This is a genomic window from Flavobacterium xizangense (assembly GCF_054075145.1).
The window spans coordinates 1-259 of record NZ_JBSIPG010000172.1 but is presented as its reverse complement, the minus strand read 5'-3'; the positions used below and the strand labels follow the sequence as shown (position 1 = coordinate 259).

At 35.9% G+C, this 259-nt stretch carries 1 protein-coding gene; it reads left to right on the top strand.

Annotation, left to right across the window (positions count from 1 at the left end; genetic code table 11):
* Positions 1-259, top strand: a 259-nt coding sequence (locus ACWA1B_RS22985; RefSeq protein ID WP_456910963.1) for a histidine kinase dimerization/phospho-acceptor domain-containing protein, incomplete at both ends; no start/stop codon positions are given.

Here is a 259-nt window from a genome sequence, read left to right as displayed (position 1 = left end):
ATTTTATTATTTGTGCTGCTTTATTAGAAACGTCAAGAAGAATAGCCTCTTCTATGATTCAGCTTCGAAATAAAGTAATTGTAGAACAGGAAATGACAGAACTCAAATTGAGTTTTTTTACTAATATCTCACATGAACTCCGAACACCTTTGACTCTTATTGTCAATCCGTTGGAAGAAATCGCAAAAACCGAAGATCTGACTCCTCAAGGGCATGATTACATTGCAACAGTCCGAAAAAACACTAACCGATTGGTACG